At 63.0% G+C, this 1,577-nt stretch carries 3 protein-coding genes; all 3 read left to right on the forward strand.

Annotated elements, in window-relative coordinates:
* Positions 1 to 337 (forward strand): MarR family winged helix-turn-helix transcriptional regulator (locus WBA97_RS27535; RefSeq protein WP_424233840.1); only part of this gene is annotated, 337 nt, incomplete at its 5' end.
* 11 nt (positions 338 to 348) lie between these two features.
* Positions 349 to 1,215: an amidohydrolase family protein gene (locus WBA97_RS27540; RefSeq protein ID WP_424233841.1), complete on the forward strand. Its 867-nt coding sequence runs from the start codon at positions 349 to 351 to the stop codon at positions 1,213 to 1,215.
* Positions 1,216 to 1,291: 76 nt separating this feature from the next.
* Positions 1,292 to 1,577: hypothetical protein (locus WBA97_RS27545; protein ID WP_424233842.1), on the forward strand; the 286-nt coding region annotated here is incomplete at its 3' end.

Genomic DNA, 1,577 nt, shown 5'->3' on the forward strand with positions numbered 1-1,577 from the left:
GATCAGGATTTCGGAATTAACCGTCCTGCTGGCCTTGTCCGAGAATCCGGGCATTCGCCAGGGCGTGCTGGCCGACGTGCTCAAGATCAAGTGGTCCAACATGACCAAGCTGGTGCGGGCGCTCGAGGAGCGTGGTCTCATCGCCCGGCACATTCCCCATGACGACCGCCGCTCGGTGGTGCTCAGCGTCACCGAAGCCGGCCGTCAGCAGATCGATGCCTCTGCCGACAAGATGTACCGCTCCGACCGCGCGGCTCTGTCCATGCTCGATGACGAGGAACATGCCCAGCTCCTGACCCTGTCGCGCAAGATTGCCGGCTGGCCGGAGGCCAAGTGATGGGCGGTCCCATGAACCTCGACGACATTGTCGCCATCGACTTCCACACCCATGCCGAGGAAGCCTGCGGCATGCATGCCGATGACGGCTATGACGACCTGCAGCACGCGATGGCCCACTACTTCCATTCGCCCTTCAAGTCCCCGCCGACCATTCCCGAGACGGCCGAATATTACCGGGCGCGTCGCATCGCTGCCGTGATCTTCGCCGTCGATGCCGAGGCAGCGACCGGGCATCGCCGCTACAACAACGAAGACGTCGCGACCTTGGCGGCCGAGCATTCCGACATCCTGATCCCCTTTGCCTCGATCGATCCCGCCAAGGGCAAGATGGGCGTGCGTGAGGCAAGGCGGCTCGTGGCCGATTTTGGCGTGCGCGGCTTCAAGTTTCACCCAACCTACCAGGCCTTCTATCCGAACGACCGGGCCGCCTATCCGCTCTACGAGGCCATCCAGGAGGCGGGAGTGCCCGCCCTGTTCCACACCGGCCAGACCGGTGTGGGCGCGGGCATGCGCGGCGGATATGGCATGCGCCTGAAATATTCCAATCCGATGTTCATCGATGATGTGGCCGCGGATTTCCCCGACCTCAAGATCATCATGGCCCACCCCTCGTTCCCCTGGCAGGATGAGGCGCTGGCCGTCGCGACCCACAAGCCCAACGTCTATATCGACCTGTCGGGCTGGTCGCCGAAGTACTTTCCACCGATCCTCGTCAAATACGCCAACAGCCTGCTCAAGGAGCGGATGTTGTTCGGCTCCGACTGGCCCGCCATCATGCCCGATCGCTGGCTCAACGACTTCGACAAACTGGACATCAAGCCGGAGGTTCGTCCGCTGATCCTCAAGGAGAACGCGCGCCGCCTGCTGGGTATCTAACCAAAAGACCGCGCAAAGCGGCTTGACCCTAGAAACCATGGAGAGCGGCCGGACCCCCGGCCGCGGGAGGACAACGATGAATAAACTTGCACGACTTCTTGCCGTGACTTCTCTGGCAGCTCTTGCTGCCGGCGGCGCTGACGCACGTGAACTGCGCCTCGCTTCGGGCGCGCCCCCGGCCCACCCGGCCACCGACCCCATGTACAACAGTTTCATGGAATTCCTGCCCGAGGAAACCAATGGCGAGCTGACCGGCCTGATGATCGGGCCTGAAGTGGTCAACATCGCTACGGTCAAGCAGGCCCTGCAGTCCTCACTAGCCGAAGTGGGCAACGTGCTGCCGCTCTTCGCTCCGGCCGACC

The sequence above is a fragment of the Actinophytocola sp. genome (genome assembly GCF_049647105.1).
Taxonomy (GTDB): domain Bacteria; phylum Actinomycetota; class Actinomycetes; order Mycobacteriales; family Pseudonocardiaceae; genus Actinophytocola.